Origin of the sequence: Paenibacillus sp. FSL R5-0908 (assembly GCF_038006245.1) — a bacterium.
Classification (GTDB): domain Bacteria; phylum Bacillota; class Bacilli; order Paenibacillales; family Paenibacillaceae; genus Paenibacillus_AQ; species Paenibacillus_AQ odorifer.
Genome location: NZ_JBBOUV010000001.1, coordinates 6534180 through 6557420 on the forward strand (window position 1 = coordinate 6534180; position 23241 = coordinate 6557420).

At 42.5% G+C, this 23241-nt stretch carries 18 protein-coding genes; 2 read left to right on the plus strand and 16 right to left on the minus strand.

The genetic code is table 11. The features are described 5' to 3' along the window. Positions 1-14: 14 nt before the first annotated feature. The 5 genes from MKZ09_RS29550 to MKZ09_RS29570 all read right to left on the minus strand — a co-directional run bounded on the left by MKZ09_RS29550 (position 15) and on the right by MKZ09_RS29570 (position 4903). A complete protein-coding gene (locus MKZ09_RS29550; RefSeq protein WP_081394330.1) occupies positions 15-1358 on the minus strand; it encodes a sensor histidine kinase in 1344 nt (447 codons plus the stop codon). Next, positions 1359-2027 carry a response regulator transcription factor gene (locus tag MKZ09_RS29555; RefSeq protein WP_076206634.1) on the minus strand — a complete coding sequence of 223 codons (669 nt, stop codon included), beginning with the start codon at positions 2025-2027 and terminating at the stop codon, positions 1359-1361. 28 nt (positions 2028-2055) lie between these two features. Then, positions 2056-4017: an ABC transporter ATP-binding protein/permease gene (locus MKZ09_RS29560; RefSeq protein WP_076206631.1), complete on the minus strand. Its 1962-nt coding sequence runs from the start codon at positions 4015-4017 to the stop codon at positions 2056-2058. A gap of 207 nt (positions 4018-4224) precedes the next feature. Beyond that, on the minus strand, positions 4225-4368 hold the full coding sequence (locus MKZ09_RS29565; RefSeq protein ID WP_162636847.1) for a hypothetical protein: 144 nt from the start codon (positions 4366-4368) through the stop codon (positions 4225-4227). A gap of 16 nt (positions 4369-4384) precedes the next feature. Next, positions 4385-4903 carry a DinB family protein gene (locus MKZ09_RS29570; RefSeq protein ID WP_076206710.1) on the minus strand — a complete coding sequence of 173 codons (519 nt, stop codon included), beginning with the start codon at positions 4901-4903 and terminating at the stop codon, positions 4385-4387. Positions 4904-5025: 122 nt separating this feature from the next. Here MKZ09_RS29570 and MKZ09_RS29575 point away from each other — a divergent pair, with 122 nt between their 5' ends. Then, a complete protein-coding gene (locus tag MKZ09_RS29575; RefSeq protein ID WP_076137063.1) occupies positions 5026-5391 on the plus strand; it encodes a hypothetical protein in 366 nt (121 codons plus the stop codon). Here the strand turns inward: MKZ09_RS29575 and MKZ09_RS29580 are convergent. From MKZ09_RS29580 to MKZ09_RS29605, 6 genes are all read right to left on the minus strand, one after another. Further along, entirely contained in the window at positions 5372-6028 is a 657-nt protein-coding gene (locus MKZ09_RS29580; RefSeq protein WP_038573390.1) for a response regulator transcription factor, read from the minus strand. The genes MKZ09_RS29575 and MKZ09_RS29580 overlap by 20 nt on opposite strands. After that, positions 6006-8387: an ATP-binding protein gene (locus MKZ09_RS29585; protein ID WP_076206629.1), complete on the minus strand. Its 2382-nt coding sequence runs from the start codon at positions 8385-8387 to the stop codon at positions 6006-6008. The genes MKZ09_RS29580 and MKZ09_RS29585 overlap by 23 nt, the downstream gene beginning before the upstream one ends. Before the next feature lie 137 nt (positions 8388-8524). Continuing rightward, positions 8525-9325, minus strand: a complete 801-nt coding sequence (locus MKZ09_RS29590) for a CPBP family intramembrane glutamic endopeptidase (RefSeq protein WP_076206627.1) — start codon at positions 9323-9325, stop codon at positions 8525-8527. Between the two features lie 990 nt (positions 9326-10315). Next, positions 10316-11548, minus strand: a complete 1233-nt coding sequence (locus tag MKZ09_RS29595) for a glycosyl hydrolase family 8 (protein ID WP_256719248.1) — start codon at positions 11546-11548, stop codon at positions 10316-10318. Between the two features lie 238 nt (positions 11549-11786). After that, entirely contained in the window at positions 11787-12323 is a 537-nt protein-coding gene (locus MKZ09_RS29600; RefSeq protein ID WP_076206626.1) for a DUF2812 domain-containing protein, read from the minus strand. A gap of 16 nt (positions 12324-12339) precedes the next feature. Continuing rightward, positions 12340-12663 carry a PadR family transcriptional regulator gene (locus MKZ09_RS29605; RefSeq protein ID WP_036681391.1) on the minus strand — a complete coding sequence of 108 codons (324 nt, stop codon included), beginning with the start codon at positions 12661-12663 and terminating at the stop codon, positions 12340-12342. Between the two features lie 137 nt (positions 12664-12800). On the opposite strand from MKZ09_RS29605, the gene MKZ09_RS29610 reads away from it, so the two are divergent. Continuing rightward, a complete protein-coding gene (locus tag MKZ09_RS29610; RefSeq protein WP_162636851.1) occupies positions 12801-12971 on the plus strand; it encodes a hypothetical protein in 171 nt (56 codons plus the stop codon). 85 nt (positions 12972-13056) lie between these two features. Here the strand turns inward: MKZ09_RS29610 and MKZ09_RS29615 are convergent, their stop codons facing one another. The 5 genes from MKZ09_RS29615 to MKZ09_RS29635 form a co-directional block, all read right to left on the minus strand. Next, positions 13057-14055 (minus strand): globin-coupled sensor protein, encoded by a 999-nt coding sequence (locus MKZ09_RS29615; protein ID WP_076206623.1) that lies wholly within the window; start codon positions 14053-14055, stop codon positions 13057-13059. A 221-nt stretch (positions 14056-14276) separates the two neighbouring features. After that, positions 14277-14606 carry a four-helix bundle copper-binding protein gene (locus MKZ09_RS29620; RefSeq protein ID WP_076148452.1) on the minus strand — a complete coding sequence of 110 codons (330 nt, stop codon included), beginning with the start codon at positions 14604-14606 and terminating at the stop codon, positions 14277-14279. A gap of 106 nt (positions 14607-14712) precedes the next feature. Next, entirely contained in the window at positions 14713-15033 is a 321-nt protein-coding gene (locus MKZ09_RS29625) for a metal-sensitive transcriptional regulator (RefSeq protein ID WP_036681383.1), read from the minus strand. A 74-nt stretch (positions 15034-15107) separates the two neighbouring features. After that, positions 15108-16115, minus strand: coding sequence for a cation diffusion facilitator family transporter (locus tag MKZ09_RS29630; protein ID WP_076206705.1), 1008 nt, complete (start codon positions 16113-16115; stop codon positions 15108-15110). A 233-nt stretch (positions 16116-16348) separates the two neighbouring features. Continuing rightward, positions 16349-23155 carry an S-layer homology domain-containing protein gene (locus MKZ09_RS29635; protein ID WP_341041626.1) on the minus strand — a complete coding sequence of 2269 codons (6807 nt, stop codon included), beginning with the start codon at positions 23153-23155 and terminating at the stop codon, positions 16349-16351. Positions 23156-23241 lie beyond the last annotated feature (86 nt).

The window sequence follows — 23241 nt, forward strand, 5'->3', positions numbered from 1 at the left end:
CTTCAGCCTGTTAACTATTCATAGGGTTGAGAGATAGGGATCGAGACGATAAACTGGGTTCCTTCCCCAACCTTGCTCTCCACTTCTATTTTACAATCATGCATTTTTAGAATTTTTAATACAATAGATAATCCAAGTCCATTCCCTTTATGAACGCTGCTCCGCGCTTTATCCACCATATAAAAACGATCAAAAATACGGGGCAATGCTGCCTCTGGTATGCCTTGACCAGAATCTTTAATAGAAACCTTCACAAACGCTATAGACCTCTCGATTTCGACATGAATGATACCCTCTTGGCTTGTATATTTTATAGCATTATTGATTAGGTTTTGCCAGACTTGATCAAACAAATCTTTATCCACCGTAATTTCGCAGGGCAATAAATCTAATTCTATCTGAATGTTTTTCTGTGTCCATTGTGGCTCCGCCAGAACGATCGCTCTTCTTAACTGTTCATCCAGCTGAAAAGTGGTGAGATTAACCGGATGATGTTCTGAATCCAGCGAGGCTAATCTAAGCAGATTGTCACTTAGGCGGGATAAGCGCAGCGTTTCCTGATAAATAATATCCAGATGTTCTTTTTGCTCTTCTATTGGAACGACCCCATCTTGCAGCGCTCGAGTAAACCCTCTAATCGACGTAAGTGGAGACTGCATTTCATGGGACACATTGCTGACAAAATCATCACGAACTGAATCTATCTTTTGCAGCTCACTAGCCATATGATTAAAGCTTTCCATCAGTTCCCCGAACTCATCTTGATTTTTATAAGTCAATCTAACAGATAAATCCCCTGATGCCATTTTCTTAGCTGCTTCCGTCAGACGTTTGATAGGCTTAACAATGAATCCGGACATCAAGAGAATCAGTAAACTTCCGATGACTAAGACCGTTAGAAGTGTAAAAAATACGTTGCGTCTGAATGTGATCAAGCTCGACGAAAAATCAATTTTAATGATGAGCGCAGCTTTCTCCTTATCTACGATGGGAATGCCAACAATAGCAACACCAGACTTATCATTAAGCATCACTGCGTCTGTGGAATCTGGCTTAAATAGAGCGGCAAGCTTCTCCTTATCCACTGAAAAAACAGCATCACTCCACTCATTCACTCTCACTTTCGCAATATCGACACCATATTTATTGAGTAATTTAGTAAATGCCTGTGCTTTTTCCGGATCATCGATTAGGGTAAGCACTTTGGCTACGTCTCCAGCTACTCTAATGAAGATATGGTTTGGGGTCACATTATTTTCGGAAAACCGTACATTTAGCAAAAAAGAGATCATTAAGCTGACGATCACAATCCCAATAAACGTAATGACAATACGCAGACGAAGGCTTTTTTTCAACATTTATGCCAACTCCAGACGGTATCCAAGTCCTCTTACCGTAGAAATAATTAGCTCGGGAATCGATTCCAATCTTTCTCTCAGACGTTTGATATGCACATCTACCGTACGCTCGTCGCCTTCATAATCGACACCCCAAATATTTTCTATGAGCTGAGAACGCGTGAATATTTGCCCTGGCGAACCCGCCAGAGCAAATAACAACTCACATTCCTTTTTCTTCAACTCCACCGTTCTCTGAGCCGCAACAACGGTCAAATTTCCCAGATCAATCATCACTGCGCCTAATTGAATCACACTCGAGGAGGTTAAATGATATCTTTTTAATAGTGATTTTACACGCAGGACCAATTCTATGGGATCAAACGGTTTGACTAAATAATCATCTGATCCGGCATTAAATCCTCTGACTTTGTCCTTAGATTCTCCTCTAGCTGTAACCATCAGAATTGGAATATCGATATAAGACCGGATATCTTCGGTCAGTTCAATACCATCTACATTTGGCATCATCACATCTACAATAACCAAATCGATCTTTGTATGCGCTAGAATGTCTAATGCCTCTTGACCGTCTGCTGCTTCCACTACGGAAAATTGGTTTTTTTCAAGATATAATCGTATTAATCTACGGATATGAGAATCATCATCCGCCACTAGAATCGTGTTCATCTCTCAATTTTCCTCTCCGCTAACCTATTTATTCATATCGTAGAGATTCCATTGGATCCAGTTTGGCAGCCTTAGAGGATGGCATCAAACCTGCGATAATACTAATCAGGGTACTCACAACGATCCCAAATAACACATAATAACCGGATAGATTAATAAGTTTCACTCCAAAAGCATTGTCCAAGAGAATATTTAACACATAACTAATGACAATAGCAAAGAGTACTGCAAAGATACCACTGAATACACCTAATAAAGCTGATTCAGAAAAGAATATACGTTTGATATCTTTTTTCCTTGCGCCAATTGCCCGAAGGATCCCAATTTCCTTAGTCCGTTCCACTACACTGATATATAGCACAACCAATATCATGATTCCTGATACGAGAAGTGAAATCCCGGCAATACCAGAGAGAACTATAGTAGCCATATTCACATAAGTTGTGATTCGCTCCATGATTTTTGCCGATTGAGAACCTGAGAACCCAGCATCAACAGCGGCTGCATTAATATCATTCACATATTTCATATCGGTTGCAAAAGCATTAACTTGTATTGGAGCTATTGTAATCGCCTTGTCAGCATACATTTGCTCCAGAGTCTGCGCTGGAAGATAACCCGTGGGTTGCATTTGCGCTCTTGGATCAGTGCTTTCATATATACCAGAGATAGTGACTTCTTGTTCCAATGTGACCGGTTTATGCTTAGCATCCATTTCATTAATATATAGATAAATCGACTTCCCTACCAAAGACTCCGGACTGTCGTTTCCGCTTAATTTACTTGCCGTTTTCACGGGTAATAATATCTCTTTGCCCTCTGGAAAAGCCCCTGCGGTAATCGTCTCTTTAGCAAAAGCATCCGTTAAGGTTGTTAATTGTGTAAGACTAACCGTCTGATCTGCATAAACCATAGTAGATTTGCCCGAAATGGAAGTGATGGTTTCTACATAATCAACATTTGGAATATTTCTGATGGTTTCAATATCGGCAGCCGTAAACGTTTCGCCGGGCAACATCATTGCCTCTGGACCTTGCATACCTTTAGCTTCTTCATTGGGTTTAGTTATATCCACGAGTAAAGGATCCATACTTGAATTAATTTCGTCATTCATATAGTTCGTAATTCCATTCCCTAAGGAAAGCATCAACAGTACGCTTAAAATACCAATAGACCCACCCAAAGCTACCAATACATTACGTTTGGCGTTGAGCTTCATGTTCTGCAGAGCCATTTTAAAAGATGCAAATAAACTGAGATTCCGGGATGACCCCTCTCCTCCATCGTAACTAATCAAAGAGCGGTCCTTTAACTGAATATCATCTTTAATCCTTCCTTCTTCAACCTTTACGATACGGGTACCAGAGTCGGCTACTTTCTGTGAGTGGGTCACGGTAATGACCAATATGCCTCTTTTGGCTATGCTGTCCAATAAGGCTAAAATTTGATCGCCGGTATCCTTGTCCAAGGCCCCTGTAGGTTCATCTGCCAAAATAATATCAGGATTATTCGCTAGCGCGCGGGCGATGGACACTCTTTGCTTCTGTCCACCGGACAGCTGATTCGGACGTTTTTTCAGGTGCTCTTTCAAGCCTACCTCAGTCAAAATATCTATAGCACGTTTATTACGGTCCTTCTCACTGGTATCCGTCATCTGCATCGCCACTGTAACATTCTCCAAAACTGACAGATGCGGGATCAGATTGAAATTTTGAAAAACGAATCCAATATTGTTCTTGCGATAATCATCCATTTCCTTTTCGGTCATCGTGCTTAAATTCTTTCCGCGGACAAGGACCTCGCCTTCATAATCGGAGTCCATTCCCCCAATGATGTTCATCAGTGTGGACTTTCCGCAGCCAGACTCACCTAGAATAGAGACGAATTCACCTGTCTCAAAGCTTAGATTCACATCATGGAGTACTGGCACCTTTTCTTTACCGTACAAAGTATATGATTTCTTTACATGTTTAACTTCTAATATTTTCATTTATTTCTCTTCCTCTCCTGGTCATGCTCTATATCTCTTTTGATGTTTCATATCCTAACAAATTTGTGTGAACTGATAATGAACTGGATAGCCACATGGAAGAGTCAGACCTACAGCAGATATTTAGGTTAAGCAATATAAAAAGGCGAATTCACACTCAAAATGAGTGGAACTCGCCTTCTCTATTCGACTTATTTTCAAAAGAAATTAGTGCATGAGGTAATAAGCTAATCCTCCAACTTGTTTGCCGGCGTAATAAACGATGTCTATAATCACCACTGTTAATACAAATTTCGAGAGCAGCGGATATTTCTTAAATAAAGGCTTTATATTTTTCTCTATGTACTCCATTCGCGCGCCTCCTTTCTTAAGCTAGTGCTCTTTTTCGGATCAGCCTAATCTGGCCTCTATGATTGATTTCATCCTCAAAAACGTGAAACCACATAAAATAGTAGTTCGCAGGTTTGTTATGCCAGAATTCCTCTTCAGTATATAACCAATTATCATCGACGGTTGCGAATAATTCATAAGTCTTTTGTCTAACTTCATTTAGGCGATCTAAATAATAGCTCAGATCATTCCCCTTAATATTGGCTCGTCCTTCATCGCCTAAATTTAATGCTGGCCCCCATCTTGTTAGCTCTTCTTCAGACAAATCTCTTTGCTCAAACGTTGCCACTTGATATGCAAATTCTACCGCAGCGTAGTGCAATAATAACGCTCCAATAGAGTTACTCTGTGGGTCTAATAAATAATCCAGTTGTTCCATAGATAGACCCTTAACGGCTTCTAATGTTGTATATCTTGCATAGTTCATCATGGATAAAAGTCGGCTGATTTGCGGCGAGTAACCTGGGATATCTGTAATCAGAAATATTTGGTTCATGTCAATCATATGGATGTTCCTCCTTGATTTCTTCAGAATAATACAACTAAATACCGGAATGGTTCAGAATTATGAATTACAGGTAATGACGATCAAGATGCAAAAGTGAGGTGCTTAACACCATGAATAAAACTAACAAAACTATGTATTGGGTTGTATGGGCCATTACTCTAATAGGGATTAATTGTTATGCCCTTCCACTCGCGATGTGGTCCACATTTGCTGGAACAGAGGAAGCTAAATGGCTGTGGATAGCGATTGCCGTTGTTATTTATGTTCTATTAAATGTAGGGGTCATTCAGATGTATGTTGCGATCAAGCAAGGCAAATACCGATTTTTCCAGATCGGATTGATCGTCGCCGTTATTCAATTTATTGCAATGATGATCTTAGGCGGCCAATTTGAAGGAGACATATTTCTTCTACTGGGAACCCTCGCTGTCTCCAGCACTCTTATGATTATTCAACTTAGAAAGTCTCCATCCTAACAAGACCCAGTCGCTTTCCTTCCACTATAGCTTCGGATCTGGAATGTACACTAAGCTTCTCAAAGATTCTCGTCAGGTTATACTCCACAGTTCGTTGTGACATTAAAAGCTTGCTGGCTATGTCTTTATTGCTTTTTCCACTAGCTACTTCTTGGAGTATTTCCTGTTCTCTTTGATTAATGGACACTTCTTCAAGCAGACGATTATCCCGGTGATTAGAAATCTTGATATCATTTCTTCGTAGCTGTTTAAGTAAAGACACCGGAATGACCGCCTCATTCCTCAGCGCACAACGAATAGTATTTAACAACTGTTCTCGGGAAGCTGTCTTAGAGATAAATCCTGTGACCCCTGACTCCATCAAAAGATTATAATGAGCACTGATTTCATATCCGGTATAAATCACCACTTTAGATTCAGGATCACGTTGAACGGCTCTTTTGGCGAATTCAAGTCCGCTGATCGTAGGCATGTTGAGGTCGCATAAGATTACATCAAATTCTTGTTGCTCCAGCCTATCCAAAGCTTCCATCGCTGACAAAACAAAAGTAACCTCCATATCCGCGTCCTGCTCAATCATAGTTTTAGTTCCTTCTCCGACAGAAGGATGATCATCAACCAACAAGATACGTATCATCGTCATCGTCTCCTCTGTGCTTTTTTTCTACAAAAGCTATTGTCGGTAAATAAATAATAACCTCCAGTCCCTTCCCTTTCTCCGAGTTAAAAGTGCATTTCCCCTCTAAGCTCGCAACACGTTCTTTGATGCCGGACAGGCCCATATGCTGAAAAGATTCCCTGATATCAACTATATTCATGCCAATCCCATCATCCTTATATCGGAAATAGAGATGCTCTTGCTGGTCCAGCTCAATTTCAATCTGATTCGCCTTGGCATGTTTCCCGGCATTCCGCAGGAGCTCCTGTACTATTCGATACAACGCAATCACCAAATCATCACTTAGCTCACCAATCGGACTGGATGTAAAGGTGATTATGTAGTTAGATTGCAGTTGGGCATACTCAAATAATAGTTCCAGTGCCTTCACAATTCCGGTCTCTCTTAGCAGCGGCGGACGCAGTTCATTGCAGGTCTCCCTAATCTGATATATCACATCCAGAAGTCCCTCTTTAATCTGAAGCAGCTCTGGTAAAATATCCGCGTCAATATCGTGATCGGAGATCAGTGTTTCCAGCCTGCGAAGCCAAATGAGCTGATCCTGAAGAGCAGAATCATGTAAATCCGCCGCCAGCTTTCTGCGTTCTTTCTCTGATAAATTAAAGATCAGGCGTAGAACCCATGGTGCTGCATGTAGCTCTTTATTCATCTCTGCTTCAAGGTCTTCAATCAAGCCTTCAATAAGATATAAATTCTCATAGACAATACTCGCATAATTTGCGAGGGTATTTAACCAGTTAAGCTCATCCGAATTAAGCTTTGTATGGTTCTTCTTATGATCAATCCAGAGGAGATGAAATTTTTTTTGGTGACGTCCGATTACGAGCAAGATCCCCTGTTTGAGTTGAACTACTTCTCCTACCTTAAAAACTGGAGATTTCGATACAAATTCTATGTTGATCTCTTGGCCCGAATTGTCGACTATTTGTTCGAGGTTACTCATATCCTCATCTCTCTCAAAAAAAGCAGACCGACTAACCGGTAAAATCTCATTGATTTCCTTGTAAATTGCAGCCTCCAAATCAGACCGCTTCATCACCTTGGAGATTTGCTTCGAGAATCGCTCCAGACTACCTTGATAATGATAAAGCTCACGGAACAGTTTAGGCCGGAAATAATAATCTATTTTCTCCTTAAAGAATAAAAAGATTGTAATAGATAAATATACAACCAAAAACATCTGAATCCATTTGATCCAATCATACTCTTGCCTGCTCTGAATGATCGCAAGCACGGCTACAATCATTAGCGCGGGGAAAAAAGCAATTAGTAAATAATATTTAAACCGATTAAAAGCGAAATCAATATCAAATAGTTGCCTAGCCGTCAGCAGATAAAAATAAGTAACTGGCATCAAAAACAAAAAGATCGTAGTAATTTCGTAAGGGATCAAGTTGACCCCAACAGCAATGGGTGCAGCTGAGAAGAGAACAAACGGTGTAAACGCAAGGATTTGTCCGGTAAGCATAATTTTAAACATCGATTTAAGCGCTGTGCTTCGATAAGTAATGTATAAATATAGCAGCTTAAATATGCTGTAAAAAATTCCGAAAACAAAGAACCCAATAATAATTAACCTTATAAAGGAATACAAGGATCTATCCCAGGAGTAAACCATTAGACTGGAGGTGGAAAATAGGCTTAGTAAAATGACCAGGCCATAGTATATTTTGATTACAGTAGTAGATAGAACTAATACATCAAATCGTTTCAGATATACTTGGAGAAAGTGAATAAAAACCAGTGGAATTAAAGGCAACACGCAACCCATCGCGATTCTACCTATAAGATCAGATCTACTTGAGGCATATCCCGCAAAGTAAGTTATTCCGACTAATAAAAAGAATAAAATCAGCAGCTCTGCTGAGCGATCCCCACTTCTCCTGCGGTATAATAGAAGGCTTAACACGGCAAAAAAAACAAATGTCGCTCCAGGGACTACAAGCTGAGTAAACGTATGATAGATGGAGGACTTATTCTCAATATCATAATGCAAAGCAAGTGGAGCCCCCCCTTTGGAGTTACGAAGAAGGTCAACGGATTGAACCTGAGTTAAGCTTCCATATCTCACAGGTTCATCCACTTTATCAATCGGGTTTCCATTAACCCGTAATAAGATATCCCCTTCCCTTAGATTCTGTTTATACCCTTCGCTTGAAACGTCTGCCTCAGCAATATAATATTGGCCTTCTTCATTCTGCTCCAGACCAACGCCAAGCAAGATGTTAGAGTGAATGACCCATACAAAATGAATAATAAGAAAAACAAAAATGCAAAGTAACCCTGATATGAATAACTGGCGGAGTTTTACTGTCATTTCAAATCCCCCGAACGAACAAAATTATACATATCTCTATTCTTAGTTGGTATTCCCCTACCATTTTATATGAATCACAAAGGAAATTATATACTTTTATGCATGATATTCCTTCTCCTCTAAATATCCGCATTGAATTATAGCTCTAACCTGGCTTTTTGCTGGTTCACTCTGTGGTTTTGATTCAGAATCCATATAGCTACGCAGCCATATAAAATCACTGGAACCCAACCACTCTCCCCGGCTACATACTCCAACATAGGTGAAGAACTGACAGTAATATTGTGCAAAACACTGTCTACAGCATTATTAGTTCCGTGTAAAAGCACTGCCGGCCAAATACTACCGGAGGACAGACGCAGTTCATTTATAATGATGCCCGCAAACATAACAGATAAGGTAAAGAGCACCACCACGAGCCAGCGGCTTCCAGAGGAATGATAAGCACGCGGCCCAAGAATCGCCGGATAATGCCATATAGCCCAGATTAAGCCCATTGTTACACTAGAACTTACTCTTCCCATCCATTGAAAACGCGGGAGCAGCCAGCCCCTCCAACCGATCTCTTCCCCCAAAGCAGATAATGAACCAAGAACAATGTAAACGAGCAAATATATAGCAGTCTTGATCCATGAATCTGGAGAAATTAAGCTTGAGTTCCATCCCATCCAATAGACAGCATATCCCGCTCCCAGTGAACCTAAGGGAATAACTAAAGCCAATATATATTCTTTGCCTCCCCTAAATTTGAAGCCCATCCTTCTCCATCCCTCAGTACTGTATCCATCTCTCACAATCAGAAACATCATGATACATACTGCGAAAAAAGGAGTAAATCCATACAGACCTTGTGCCGATTCCGGAAGCAGCAACATCCCTAACGCCATTGCCCATACGATAATAATAAATAGAAGAGATTGTTTCTTGTCTGAGAGCAATATTATCACCTACCCTTTTTAGATATAAGGAACTATATCTTCCTATTTAATCCAATTGTATATAACCAGGCAGGACGTTTCACCGAAAACAACGTTCGTTAAAACCACAATTCTTTTGCGGTACTGCTTATCTGTATGCCGCAAAGTCTTCAGAATGGTTGTCCCAAAAATAGTGAAATGGTGAGCGATGTGCGATGGGCGATGTGCGATGGGCGATGTGCGATGGGCGATGTGCGATGGGCGATGTGCGATGGGCGATGTGCGATGTGCGATGTGCGATGTGCGATGTGCGATGTGCGATGTGCGATGTGCGATGTGCGATGTGCGATGTGCGATGTGCGATGTGCAGCGTAAGTGTAAACTAATTAGGGAAATACTCCCTGAAAATAGCCGATTTTGGCTCTAAAAGGACGAAATCAGGGAATTCCTCCCTAATAATCAGGGGGATTTCTTTATTAGTTACTGAATCGGCCAAAATTTAGGGAAGTTTTCCCTAATTATATGTCTGATGAACAGAAATCTCTGAATTTCAGGGAGAAATTCCCTAATTGCTGTATCAGTGCTTCACTTATTGCATCATTTGGAGCATCATTTGGAGCATCATTAGGTACGCCCCTTGATTCAATTGGTTATCAAATAAAGGATGCTCCGCCGTACGCCGAATGATGAAACCGCAAAGTGTATTTGGATAACCGAAGAACAAACGAAGATTTCGGGGATTTCGGGGATTTCGGGGATTTCGGGGATCTCGGCGATTTCGAGGATTTCGAGGATCTCGGGGATTCCAGTGATTTCTGCTTTGCGGCACAAAAAAGTGACGATAGAGATCAGGTGGCTTTCACTTGCCCATAATCTACTGAAGCAAACAGTAGTTGACCAAAAATGCAGAACAGCGATTCCCCAATATTAGGGAAATCGCTGTTCTGTTTGACTTTTATGGTTTTGGGCATGAACGTTTTGGGGACAGCCTTTTTCTAACTATACGTTCTCTTAATAGGTCCACCAGTTACCAGACATAACGATCATCGAAAACAGCTTGATGCTGTCTTCATAGTAATCTTCTGCAGCACTGCTTGCTGTGTGGCTCCAGAGAGAATTCAACCAGCTTTGGTAAGTTGATGAGGTCATCGCACTGACTCCAAATGGAGCATAGAAAGCACCGCTATTGTAACTTCCAAATACGGTTCCGTTTAGCTTGTACCCATCTTTTATACTACCGGGTGTACTGCTTACTTTAGTCTTAATCCAGCTATTCATCTTATTGAGCTGAGTAAGTGCCCTGCTGTCTCCAGTAATCAAATAATCTGTTGCGATCCGCCATGGGGTACGACAAGAATTGTAATTGTAATTCCCGTCATTGGCATCCTCAAGGAAATTCGCCGCAGCAGGTTTATACACACCACCAGAGTAAACAACGAAATCAGGCAAGAGTCCAGTGCTAGAGCTATAACCCGTATAAAGGCTATTTATAATCGTGTACGTTTTATCGATAACATTCGTCCAGCGGGTATCTCCTGTAGCCTGTTGGAATGCTTTTAGATGATTTAGCATGAAATCCGAAGGTCTAGTTGCCGTATTATACGAGCCGCTATTCGCCCAGTCACCTAGACGGATCGTCCACTGTGTCTGGTTAATCTCATTGTCCATAATCGCATTAATGATATCTTTTGCAGCTTGTAAATAATTGATCGTACCACTACTTCCCCACTGCTTGTCCGCAAGCAGCAATGAGAAAGCTATATCCATATCTCCATCTGTAGCAGAATCCTCGCCTTCAATGTTTTGAAAGCTGCTGTTTTGCTTCCAGGACATCAAATAAGGATTAATTGCACTTGGATGAGCCTTGTAATAATTATATAAGCCGTCAAAATAAGTCTGAGCATTGCTGTCATAACCAGCCATCAAAACTGTGAACAACATCCCGTAACCATGTGCTTCAGATACCGTTTCTCCAGCTGAATTATACTTAACGTAATATTTTCCAGTGCCAGCTGGTTTGAGATAGGCCGTTTTCCACGCATCCCATTTGGTCTTCACTGAATTATCCATACTGGTCTGGGTTACATTGTTCGGCTTGATAGAACCACTCGTGTAGGTGGTGTGTTGCGGAAATGGTTTGTTCACTGCTGCAAACGCGGAACCGGCAGGAAGAATACTAATTACCAAGCATACGACAATAAGGCTTTTCCAACTCAACCTAAGCTTTGCATCCTTCTTCATCATTCATTGCCTCCTCTTCAATTGTGGTAATAAATTTGAAAGAAAATAGCAAGCTAATTCGTATTCGCTATCATTGTAATACAGAATATGGAATTAATATATAAGCGATTCCATTAATAGATCATTAGTACTATATATCTGAGACTTAGATTTGTTCTCACTCCTCAACTAAAAAAAGGATGGTTCCACAACCAACTTCATTCATGGCTGTGCAAACATCCTTTAGATAAAAATCCATTCGCTATTCTCGTAATTTATTTAATTTAAATCGATACGCAATGTATGGAAGACCCGGAAAGACCAACATACAAAGTGTGACCACTACTAACACTAGGCTGATATTCCTCACGATCTCAGGTAACCATCCATTAACGCCCAAGATCGCCAGGAAGATAAAAACAATCAAAGCTATAAGCAATGGCAAGGCTGCTTTGCTCATCGTTTTCTTTTCACGTTCATATTTGTCAATGAGGGTCCCAGTGTCCGAGTAGATAGGCGCCGTGCCTGCAGCTGCCCGAAAGATATGAAACCCATTTCCGGCAGAACAGACATAGGTCCATCCGGCATCTTCAAAAATCAAATAATACTCCTCATCGACATTCGTGTGATAATCTACACTGTACTCAAAAGTCTGGGGATCTCCCTTTCTTAACTTATAACCAAATGGTGCAAAGCTTTCCAGGAGCCAGCCCCTTTTGGCATACTTACTCAATTTCTGCATATCTCCTTTTTCAGTAAAAGCTAAGCCCCCGCTGGTCACATATTTTGTATTCTTCATGCCTATTCCCCACCTTTTATTTGAGAATTTGTTCTGCATGTCTAATCATTTCTTTTCGGCGCTCTACTTCTTTTCTTAGCAATCCAATCCCTTTTTCTGTTGCAATATACGTTTTTCGTTTGTCATCCTCTTCTTCTTTATACAGCTCAATAAATTCAGCCGCTAACAGCTTCTTAATGGTTGTATACATGGAAGCAGGCCCAATTGAAAATTGATTGTTCGTCATCGTTTCGATCGATTTCATAATCAAATATCCATGTTTGGCTTCGACTAAAGACAAGAGAATATAAAAAGCAGTGTCTGTGAGCTCTCCCATTTCCAATGAGTCTGTTCTTGACACTTAATCACCTCCCCATATATATCATTAAAAGATATATCATTAAATGAACTATATCTTTTAATGATACACTTGTCAACTGCTGGCATAAAATTCAAACTACCTTCTCATACTAGGTGAAGAATATGGAGGTGAATGTCATGCCCAAAAATAACGCCAATCCCAAAGAAGCTCCAGGTAAACATCAACCAAGTAAGAAAAACAATGCGGAGAATAACAACAATTTCAATGAAGCCGCTCAGATGGTGAACATCGATAAGGCTGCTGATTATGTGCCCAGCTTAAACGGTGTCTCCAAAACTGATGTCTAAGCTATACCGCTAATCACTTTTTATATTTCAAACAAAAAAACACTCCTCAGAATTTTCTGAAGGAGTGTTTCAATCCGTGGCAGCTTCATTTCAAGCTCTCTAACTCAGCGGTCACTTTTTCAATTAAGTTCACGAAGGAAGCCAGCTCTTGAGAGCTTTTGACCTGATCCTTGGAATATATCGAGTTATGTTCCGATTCTTTTTTCACCTTGGAGAGTGTGGCATTGATATTGTCTAGCTTCTGGTCAATGGTTACCAATGAATCCTTTGAGCGGCGGGCTAGCTTACGAACTTCATTAGCCACAACTTCAAAACCTCTTCCAAACTCCCCAGCTCTGGCGGCTTCGATAGCCGCATTTAAGCCTAAAAGATGCGTATGATCTGCCACTTCTCTAATCATCGTACCCACTTGATGAATAGACTCCACCTCTTTGTCCAAATATAATACCGTTTGATGCGTTTTCTCTTGATAATCAGCATTTTTACTAGCTAAACTTTCGATCGATTCACTGCTATCCTTTAATTGAACCATCAAAGATACTAGCTCCTGAACGGCTGAACTCACTCCTGTAAGCAGGTGATTTTGCTTCTCCAGCAAGTTTTCAATTTTTGCTTTTTCATCCACTTCATAGGCTTCAAGAACGAGCTGTGAATCGAGATTAAACATCTTGGTTAAGGCATGAATAACAGGCTTCCACTCGTTTGGTAATATCCGTTCAAAATAAGCAGTAGCCAAATCCAGATATAATATGTACGTCCCCAAATACCAATTTGTTGTTAATCCAATACGAGAATGGATTTTCCCGATAAGCAAACGTCTTTCAATAAATGCTTCATCGATCACACCAGCGGCCATAGATAAAAAATACCACTGCTGTGTTTCTTTCAATCGATCCAGTGTACTGTGCTGCTCAATGATGTGGAGCAGCTCTGGCTCCATTGTCATCTGTTTATACAGCTCCTCAACCAATGAGCTAACGATTAAGTTGAATTCTTTCTCCTTGCTTTTTAATAATTCTAAATCAGCCTCAGTAATCCCTATGTAGCTAACTTGCTGGAGTCGTTCTGGACTAAGATTGATCATACCGTCGTTAACATCCCTCTCATAACTGTTTGTTTTTCTCAGCCATCCCCTATGGCATCTATATCTCTTGATTATAAAGGTATTATTTCAATAAATTTTAACACTATATTTACCTATATTGCTTAATAATTTTACAAAACCTCACTAGTTGCCCTTAGATTTGGTATCCTATTCATGAATAAAGGGCTGCCGCTGCAGCCCTTTCAGTTTCAATCTTTAATTTACGCCGCCATTTCACGGCAAACTTTTGCACAAGCAAAACAAGCTTCTGCACATTGCTGGCAATGTTCATGATCATGCTTTTGGCATTCGTTGCCACAGGCTTCACATGCTTCTGCACAAGCTAAACAAATCTCTTTTGCATATTTACTGTTCATCGACATCGCATGAGCTGCGAACTCGCATATATCTGCACATTCACGATCCAGGCGAATGCACTCCTTCATCATCCCCACATGATCCTCATCCAAACAAGCTGAGTAACAGTGATTGCAAGCTACCATACATTTTAAACACTCTTCGATACACTCTTTGTAGTTTTGATGTGCCATAACACATTCTCCTCTCGAAATTACAAATTAGGATAGTCCCCTACTCTATATATACCCAATTTGAGCAAATAAAAAAGGATTCCAAGGAATCCTTCCGATTGATCAATTATCTAATTAATTTATTGATGGTAACTAATAGTTCATCCAGTACCTCGTTCTCACCATCCTGGATACGTTCCACCACACAACTTTTCATATGATGCTCCAGCAAAAGCTTGCCCACGCCGTTCAATGCAGATTGGACCGAGGAGATTTGATGCAGCACATCATCACAATAGGTGTCTTTTTCAATTAACCCTTTTAGCCCTCTAACTTGGCCTTCAATTCTATTGAGCCGGCTAATCAAATTCTTTTTAGTTTTATCTGAGTGATGACTTTTCCGCTCATCCGTACTGCATGATTCATGCTCGTGAGTCAGATTATCCATGCACCGATCACCCCTTTCCTCGTATTTTTATTATACTATAGCCCCCCTATTCTATTCAAAAAATAAATCATTGATTAGATTTTCAATTCTTCATGAACTATAGCTGAAGTTTCAACCTGAATGGTTGTATGTTGAATTTTGAAATGATCGGCAATTAACCGAATCGCTTGCTGCAAAATGCGTTGGTCATCTGCTTCCTCTTCAATTAAGATATGACAGCTGAGTGAATCTAAGCCCGAAGTAATGGTCCAGATATGCAGGTCATGAACATTTTTAACCCCCTCAATGCTTTCGAGGATTTCCTTTACTTCAGCTGGATTAATTGTAATCGGGGTGCCTTCCATAAGGACGTGAACGGTATGTTTGATAATTCCCCATGCCCCTCTAAGAATCAATAGAGCAACCAGTACGCTTATGATTGGATCAGCAACATACCAGCCAAAAATCATCATGATTAAACCGGCAATAATCGCCCCTACTGAACCTAAAGCATCACCAAGCACATGGAGATAAGCACTACGGAGATTAATGTTATTTTTCACATCCCCTTTTCTCATAAGCGACCATGCACTAGCCACATTGGCTAAAAGACCAATACTTGCGATCAGCATCATAGAACCACTGGCAACCGTCGGCGGCTCAAAAAATCGCCCATAAGCTTCTACAATGATAAATCCAGCAACTACAAATAGAGTAACTCCGTTTAAGAGTGCTGCCAAAATTTCAAATCGATGAAATCCGTACGTTTTGTTCGGAGAAGCAGGTTTAGTTGCAAACCAGACCGCTACTAGGCTTAATGCTAGAGAGCTTGCATCGTTTAGCATATGCCCACTGTCCGATAACAGGGCTAAGCTGTTAGTAATCAACCCACCAAAAAACTCCAAAAACATAATTCCAACCGTAATGATCAATGCAATCAAAAGCCCTTTTTTATTTCCACTAGGATCAAAATGTTGATGCCCGTGAGAGCCATGGGAGTGACTGTGTCCTTCGTGAGCGTGGTCATGGTTACTGTGATCGTGATTGGCCTGTTGCCCGTGTACATTCTCGACCTGATGATTGCGTTTGTTCTTCTTGTTCATCATGCTTAACCTCCTATTACCTTCAGCTAGATAGTATTCTTAGCCCTGCGCAGTTACATTCAAAAGCTCCAGTTAATAATAACATATGAACATGTGTTCATATGTTATTATTAACTGGATTTTTCTTCTTGTCAATAAAAAAGCAACAAATGATTGTCTCTGACCTAATAAAATAAAGAGGACCCTCCGCAGCTCTTCCTGCATGAAGGATCCTCTCAAACCAGAACCGTGTATTAAATCAAATCTGATTGTTGCAGCAATCTTTGGATGATAGCCGCAACTTCTGCTCTCGTAATGAAGGCTTGTGGGGCAAGTACATTTCCACTTCTGCCCGTGATGATTCCTGCTTGCAGGCTGTCTGCGATGCCACTCTTCGCCCAGCCCGATGCTTCATTCGCATCCGTGTAAATACTCAGCAGCTCGCTTGCTTCTTTGGAAGAAAGTTTAGTCTTCAAATCGGTAATCACCATTGCTTTAGCAATAATACTCATCGCCTGTTCCCTAGTAATCTTGTCTGTTGGATGGAACGCTCCATCTTCAAAACCGTTGATTAGCTTATAGGAGTAAGCTGTCTGCACCGCATCATTATACCAATCTGAGACCTTTACATCCGTAAAGGATGTTGTCCCGCTTTCCAACTTCAATCCCAATCCACGTACGATAATCGCCGCAAATTCTGCACGTGTAATCTCCTGATTAGGGTTAAACAAATCGTCGCCGACTCCATTAATAACCTTACGGGAAGCCATCTCATTGACAATGTCCTTAGCCCAGTGGTTGACGACATCCTTGAAGTTCTGTGAGTCTTGAACTACAAAATACGTACTGTTCGTTAAACTGTGTATTTTCGCAAAGTGTTTGCCATCAATGGCAACAATCTGTGTGGGTACATGACGGATCGTCCCCCCCGTTTCAAGCACTAGCCCAGTTGTGATCTTCTTAAGGTCTACACCATCTACAAGGGGAATAGTTCTTTCCACATAAGTCTTAAACTTACTCAGCTCAACAGTATTTCCAGCGTAAGTAACTTTCACCGTGAAATCTAATGGCTGAGCTACCAGCGTTAGTTTTTCATTGGCTGCCAACATTTCTATTCTTTTCAGTACATCCGCAGTCGGAACAGAAATTGAAATCTGCACCTTCACATCTTGTAGAGCAATGTCTGTGCCAAACTGTTTTGAAATTGCACTGATATCAATCTGTGCTGCTGATATTGTATAAGTACCCTTTGGAGTACGAATAATTAGCAGCGCCTGCTTCTGCTCCATATCTTTTATGATTTGGCCATTAAGCTCACCAATAATCACATCTGAAGTCGCAGTCACAGGAATAGTTATAATTGCATTCTGGTCTTCCTTTTCGATACGTTGCTCTATTTTTGCCTGATCTACAACAATCGTGGTAACCGTCTGCCCGTTTTGCTCAGATATCGTTGCTGTTCCGGCATTTTCAACCTTACCGTTCACCAATACCTCAACCATGCTACTAGATGGTGTAGCTGTAGCTGTAGCAGTGGATCCTGCTGTTGCAGTTGGTGCAGTTGTTGAAGGTGGTGCAGTCGGTGTTGATGTCGGTGATTCTGTTGGCGTTGGTGTTGGCGGTGTAGGTGTAACCTCAACCTCCGTTGATGACTTCGGTGTCACGGAGTTCGAAACTTCAGAAGCTACACTACTACCAGCGCTATTAATCGCTTTAACTGTAAACGAATAAGTGGTTCCATTCGCTAGACCTGTTACCTTTATTGGACTTGTTGCCCCAACTGTTACGATATTACCCGGAGAAGCAGTAACCTCATAATTCGTAATTGGAGTTCCCCCGTTCGAATCAGGAACTGCAAATGTCACAGTCGCCTCGCCATCTCCCGCTACTGCTATTAAGTCCGTAGGTGCAGATGGTGATGTTCTTGGTTTCGTGCTGACTTCGTTAGAAGCTGCACTCTCCCCGCCCGGATTAGATGCCTTAACTACGAAATAATAAGATTGGCCATTAGTTAACCCTGTCACATCATAGTTGTAGACGGATTCGCTTACTGTAGCCACTTGGGTCTCATAGATTCCGGAAGTAATACCTTGATATATAGTGTATCCAATCGCACCCTTCACCGGATCCCATGTTAAGCCGATGAGGCCATTACTTGCCACAGGTGAATGAAGTATTGGCGCACCCGGTGCTGGAACTTGAGGCGTTCTAGTTACTTCATTGGAAGCCGCACTGATACCATCAGGATTAACAGCCTTAACAATAAAATAATAAGCAGTTCCATTAATTAATCCTACAGCATCATAACTGTTCTCAGAGCCACTTATAGTAGCTATCTCAGCTCCATAAACACCTGAAGCTGTAGACTGATATACAGCGTAACTATCGGTACCATATACGGGACTCCAAGTAATTCGAATATGTCCGTTCCCTGCTGTTACAGACTCAATGCTTGGCGCAGCAAGTTCAGGCCAGGTAAGGTCAATAACTGCACTAGTGATCTCTGTAAGACCTGTCGCATCAAATGCCAGTTGGGCTCCGGTGATTCCAGCTGCATTCGTAGCTCCCAGATCCGTAAAGGAAATGAGGCCCGCTACTGCTGTCAACGTCGTATTCCCCGTCAACGTCCAGCTTCCAGTGTCCTTCTTCGACACAGTAACAACCGTACTGTTGTCGCCAATGTTTACATTCCCAAACTGATCCAACAGCGTTATCACTGGTTGCTGCGCGAAGCTGCCGCCGTTGGCCTGCGGCGCACTTACGCCTGTAGTCAACTTCATTGTCGCTGTGCTACCTGCGACAGGTGCAATGTTCAGCGCTGTTGTCGCTGGCGAGGTTACGCCTGCTTGGCTGAACACAACAGCTTGTGCTCCCGCTTTGTTCAGCTTCAGGTTCACCTGTGCTACACCCTCAACGAAATCAACGTTGATCTTGCTCGGTGAAGCTGCCAAAGCAATGCCGTCCACGCTTCCGTACGTTCCGTCCGGCGCAACGCCATAACCTGATACCGTCACTTCTTTTGTTCCGGTGAACGTTGTATCTGTATTGCCCAGTGAGTTCTTCACGGTCAACGTAATCCCATCATCCACACCTACAACAGGTGTCAACGTCGCCGCTGAAGCGGTAATGCTTTGCGCTCCCTGTGGCTGTGGAAGATTCACGGTAGCACTAGTGATCTCTGCAAGACCTGTCGCATCAAATGCCAGTTGGGCTCCGGTGATTCCAGCTGCATTCGTAGCTCCCAGATCTGTAAAGGAAATGAAGCCCGCTACTGCCGTCAACGTCGTATTCCCCGTCAACGTCCAGCTTCCAGTGTCCTTCTTCGACACAGTAACAACCGTACTGCTGTCGCCAATGTTTACATTCCCAAACTGATCCAGCAAAGTAAGTACTGGCTGCTGCGCGAAGCTACCGCCATTGGCCTGCGGGGCACTTACGCCCGTAGTCAGCTTCATTGTCGCTGTGCTACCTGCGACAGGTGCAATATTCAGCGCTGTTGCCGCTGGCGTGGCTACGCCTGCTTGGCTAAACACAACCGCTTGCGCGCCAGCTTTGTTCAGCTTCAGATCCACCTGCGCTACACCCGCAACGAAATCAACGTTGATCTTGCTCGGTGAAGCGGCCAAAGCGGTACTTCCTAAGCTTCCGTACGTTCCGTCCGGCGCAACATCATAACCCGCTACCGTCACTTCTTTTGTTCCGGTGAACGTTGTATCCGTATCGCCCAGCGAATTCTTCACGGTCAGCGTAATGCCATTATCCACGCCTACGACAGGTGTCAAAGTCGCCGCTGAGGCGGTAATGCTTTGCGCTCCCTGTGGTTGTGGAAGATTCACGGTAGCGCTAGTGATCTCTGCAAGACCTGTCGCATCAAATGCCAGTTGGGCTCCTGTGATTCCAGCTGCATTCGTAGCTCCCAGATCCGTAAAGGAAATGACGCCCGCTACTGCCGTCAACGTCGTATTTCCCGTCAATGTCCAGCTCCCTGCGTCCTTCTTCGACACAGTAACAACTGTACTGTTGTCGCCAATGTTTACATTTCCAAACTGATCCAGCAAAGTAATTACTGGCTGCTGCGCGAAGCTGCCGCCATTGGCCTGCGGCGCACTTACGCCTGTGGTCAGTTTCATTGTCGCTGTACTACCTGCGACAGGTGCAATGTTCAGCGCTGTTGCTGCTGGCGTGGCTACGCCTGCTTGGCTGAACATAACCGCTTGCGCGCCAGCTTTGTTCAGCTTCAGATCCACCTGCGCTACACCCTCAACGAAATCAACGTTGATCTTGCTCGGTGAAGCGGCCAAAGCGGTACTTCCTAAGCTTCCGTACGTTCCGTCCGGCGCAACATCATAACCCGCTACCGTCACTTCTTTTGTTCCGGTAAACAGAGTATCCGTGTCGCCCAGCGAATTCTTCACGGTCAGCGTAATGCCATTATCTACACCTACAACTGGTGTCAACGTCGCCGCTGAGGCGGTAATGCTTTGCGCTCCCTGTGGCTGTGGAAGATTCACGGTAGCGCTAGTGATCTCTGCAAGACCTGTCGCATCAAATGCCAGTTGGGCTCCTGTGATTCCAGCTGCATTCGTAGCTCCCAGATCCGTAAAGGAAATGACGCCCGCTACTGCCGTCAACGTCGTATTTCCCGTTAACGTCCAGCTTCCTGCATCCTTCTTCGACACAGTAACAACCGTACTGTTGTCGCCAATATTCACATTCCCAAACTGGTCCAGCAGCGTTATCACTGGCTGCTGCGCGAAGCTGCCGCCGTTAGCCTGCGGAGCACTTACGCCCGTAGTCAGCTTCATTGTCGCTGTGCTACCTGCGACAGGTGCAATGTTCAGCGCTGTTGCCGCTGGCGAGGTTACGCCTGCTTGGCTGAACACAACAGCCTGTGCTCCCGCTTTATTCAGCTTCAGGTTCACCTGAGCTACACCATCAACGAAATTAACGTTGATCTTGCTCGGTGAAGCCGCTAAAGCGGTGCTTCCTAAGCTTCCGTACGTTCCGTCCGGCGCAACACCATAACCCGTTACCGTCACTTCTTTTGATCCGGTGAACGTTGTATCCGTATCGCCCAGCGAATTTTTCACGGTCAGCGTAATCCCATTATCTACACCTACAACAGGTGTCAACGTCGCCGCTGAGGCGGTGATGCTATATGCAAGAGTAGGTCCTAGGTTCAGGGTCATTTTAGTAAAATAATCCCCCACGACCTTAAAGTTAGTACCATCGTAAATAATGCCATTAAGATTAGAAGTAAGCTCTGATATTTCCTGAGTCCACGTGGATCCGTCTGCCGAAGAGAATAACTCCCCCTTCAATCCAACAGCCAGAAAACTTCCATTACCAAAGCTGATATTATTTAGTGCGCTAGCTGATATTGTAACCTTCGTAAAAGTTACCACATCTTCTGTGATTAGAATTACTGCCTGCTGGCTAAGTGTATCTTCTCCAACCAGAATATAAGCTCTGCCATCATAGGCAATTCCCTTTAAAGAAGTATTGGGGAACCCAATCTCTAAGGGCACATTCCACTGTATTCCATCTGATGATTTTGCGATAACAACGCTCTCTTGCTCATAAGTAGTACTATTGTATTTCATCCCAAGAGCTACAAATTGATTATTCAAGTAAGCTACTGTATTAAATGCAAAATCCCCATTTTTAAATCTCTCTGTCCATGAGGTTCCGTTAACTGAAGAATAAATTCCGCCATAATCGGAAACAGCAACATACTGATTTGTGCCAAAAGCAATACCTGTCAGATTGTCCTGCACTCCGGTATCTGTCATAGTCCAAGTATCACCGTTGGTCGAGGTCACCACTTTGGCGTTAAGATTGTAGTTTTCTTTATCTGTAACCGCAATAAACTTCCCTGCTCCATAAGTGACCGCATTCATTCCCGGCAGCTTGGAGGGTGTGACATCGTTCCATACTGCGGAGCTATTAGATTTGTAAATAGAGCCATATTCCCCGGATGAGACGGCAACATAATTGCCATTACCATCCTTAGCAATACTTTTCAGATTACCGCTGACATTACTCCACGCCGATAGGTCAGAAGAAACCAGTAAGCCATTGCCCCCTGAAGCAACATATTTGCCATTTCCGTAAACCATATTGTTCACCATCATTGTTGTATGGGTATCCGAAGATGTCCACTGGGTGCTGTCCAGCGGAGCCGCAGAAGATTTATAAATTACACCCTGCCCAAACAACAAATAGCTCCCATTTAAAGAACCTCCCCCATAAAATTGCTTGTTATCCCATGAGGCATCAACGGTCCAATTAGCACCGTCTGTAGAGGTGAATACTTTTTTAGCATAAGGAGTCACGATATAACTAAAGAAACGATTATTTAAATAGATTACATTCGTAACATAAGGCCAACTAGAATTATAGTGGTTGATCACAAGATCGGTTAAGGTGACCGTTGTCCAATTGATCAGATTTGTTGAGGTATAATAGACAGCATTGTTAGCAGAGACCACATATTTGTTGTTGCCATAAGCAATATCCGTTAAGCTTTGCATTCCGAATATTGCATTGGTAGAAGTGATTCCTGTGTCTGTCCAGTTAACGCCATCCGAGGATTGTAGTAGAGTTACATCATAAGAAGGTGGATTGGTGCCAGGTTTATATACTGACTGCCATACAAAAAACTTTCCATTGACCGCTTTCAACCTTTCCGGTGTGATAGCTAACGTTTTTTTTGTCCAATTTTCACCATCGAGTGAATTGTATACTGCCTTTTCGCTACCATCAATAGCTAAGAACAGCCCATTAGCGAACACAATAGAAGTTAGTTTGGGGTTCCCCGCCTTTTTTGAGATAGACCAATCTACGCCATTTGATGATGTAGATATCCCTCCTTGGCCCACCGCTACAAAAACATTGTTACCAAATGCAACACTGCTCAAATTTCCAGCTGATGTGGAGCTTTGATCTATGATATTGCTATTGCTGGGTGCTGCATAAATTACTGCAGGCATAAACAGAGAACTGACGATAGAGAATACTAAACTTATTGCTAATAAAAGATTGCCACTCCGCTTAATCACAATTTTCCCCCTTTGGCATTACACCAAAATATAAATACTTCCACCATATGGAGATTAGATGTCTTTTCTAAGATTTGTAGCCATTT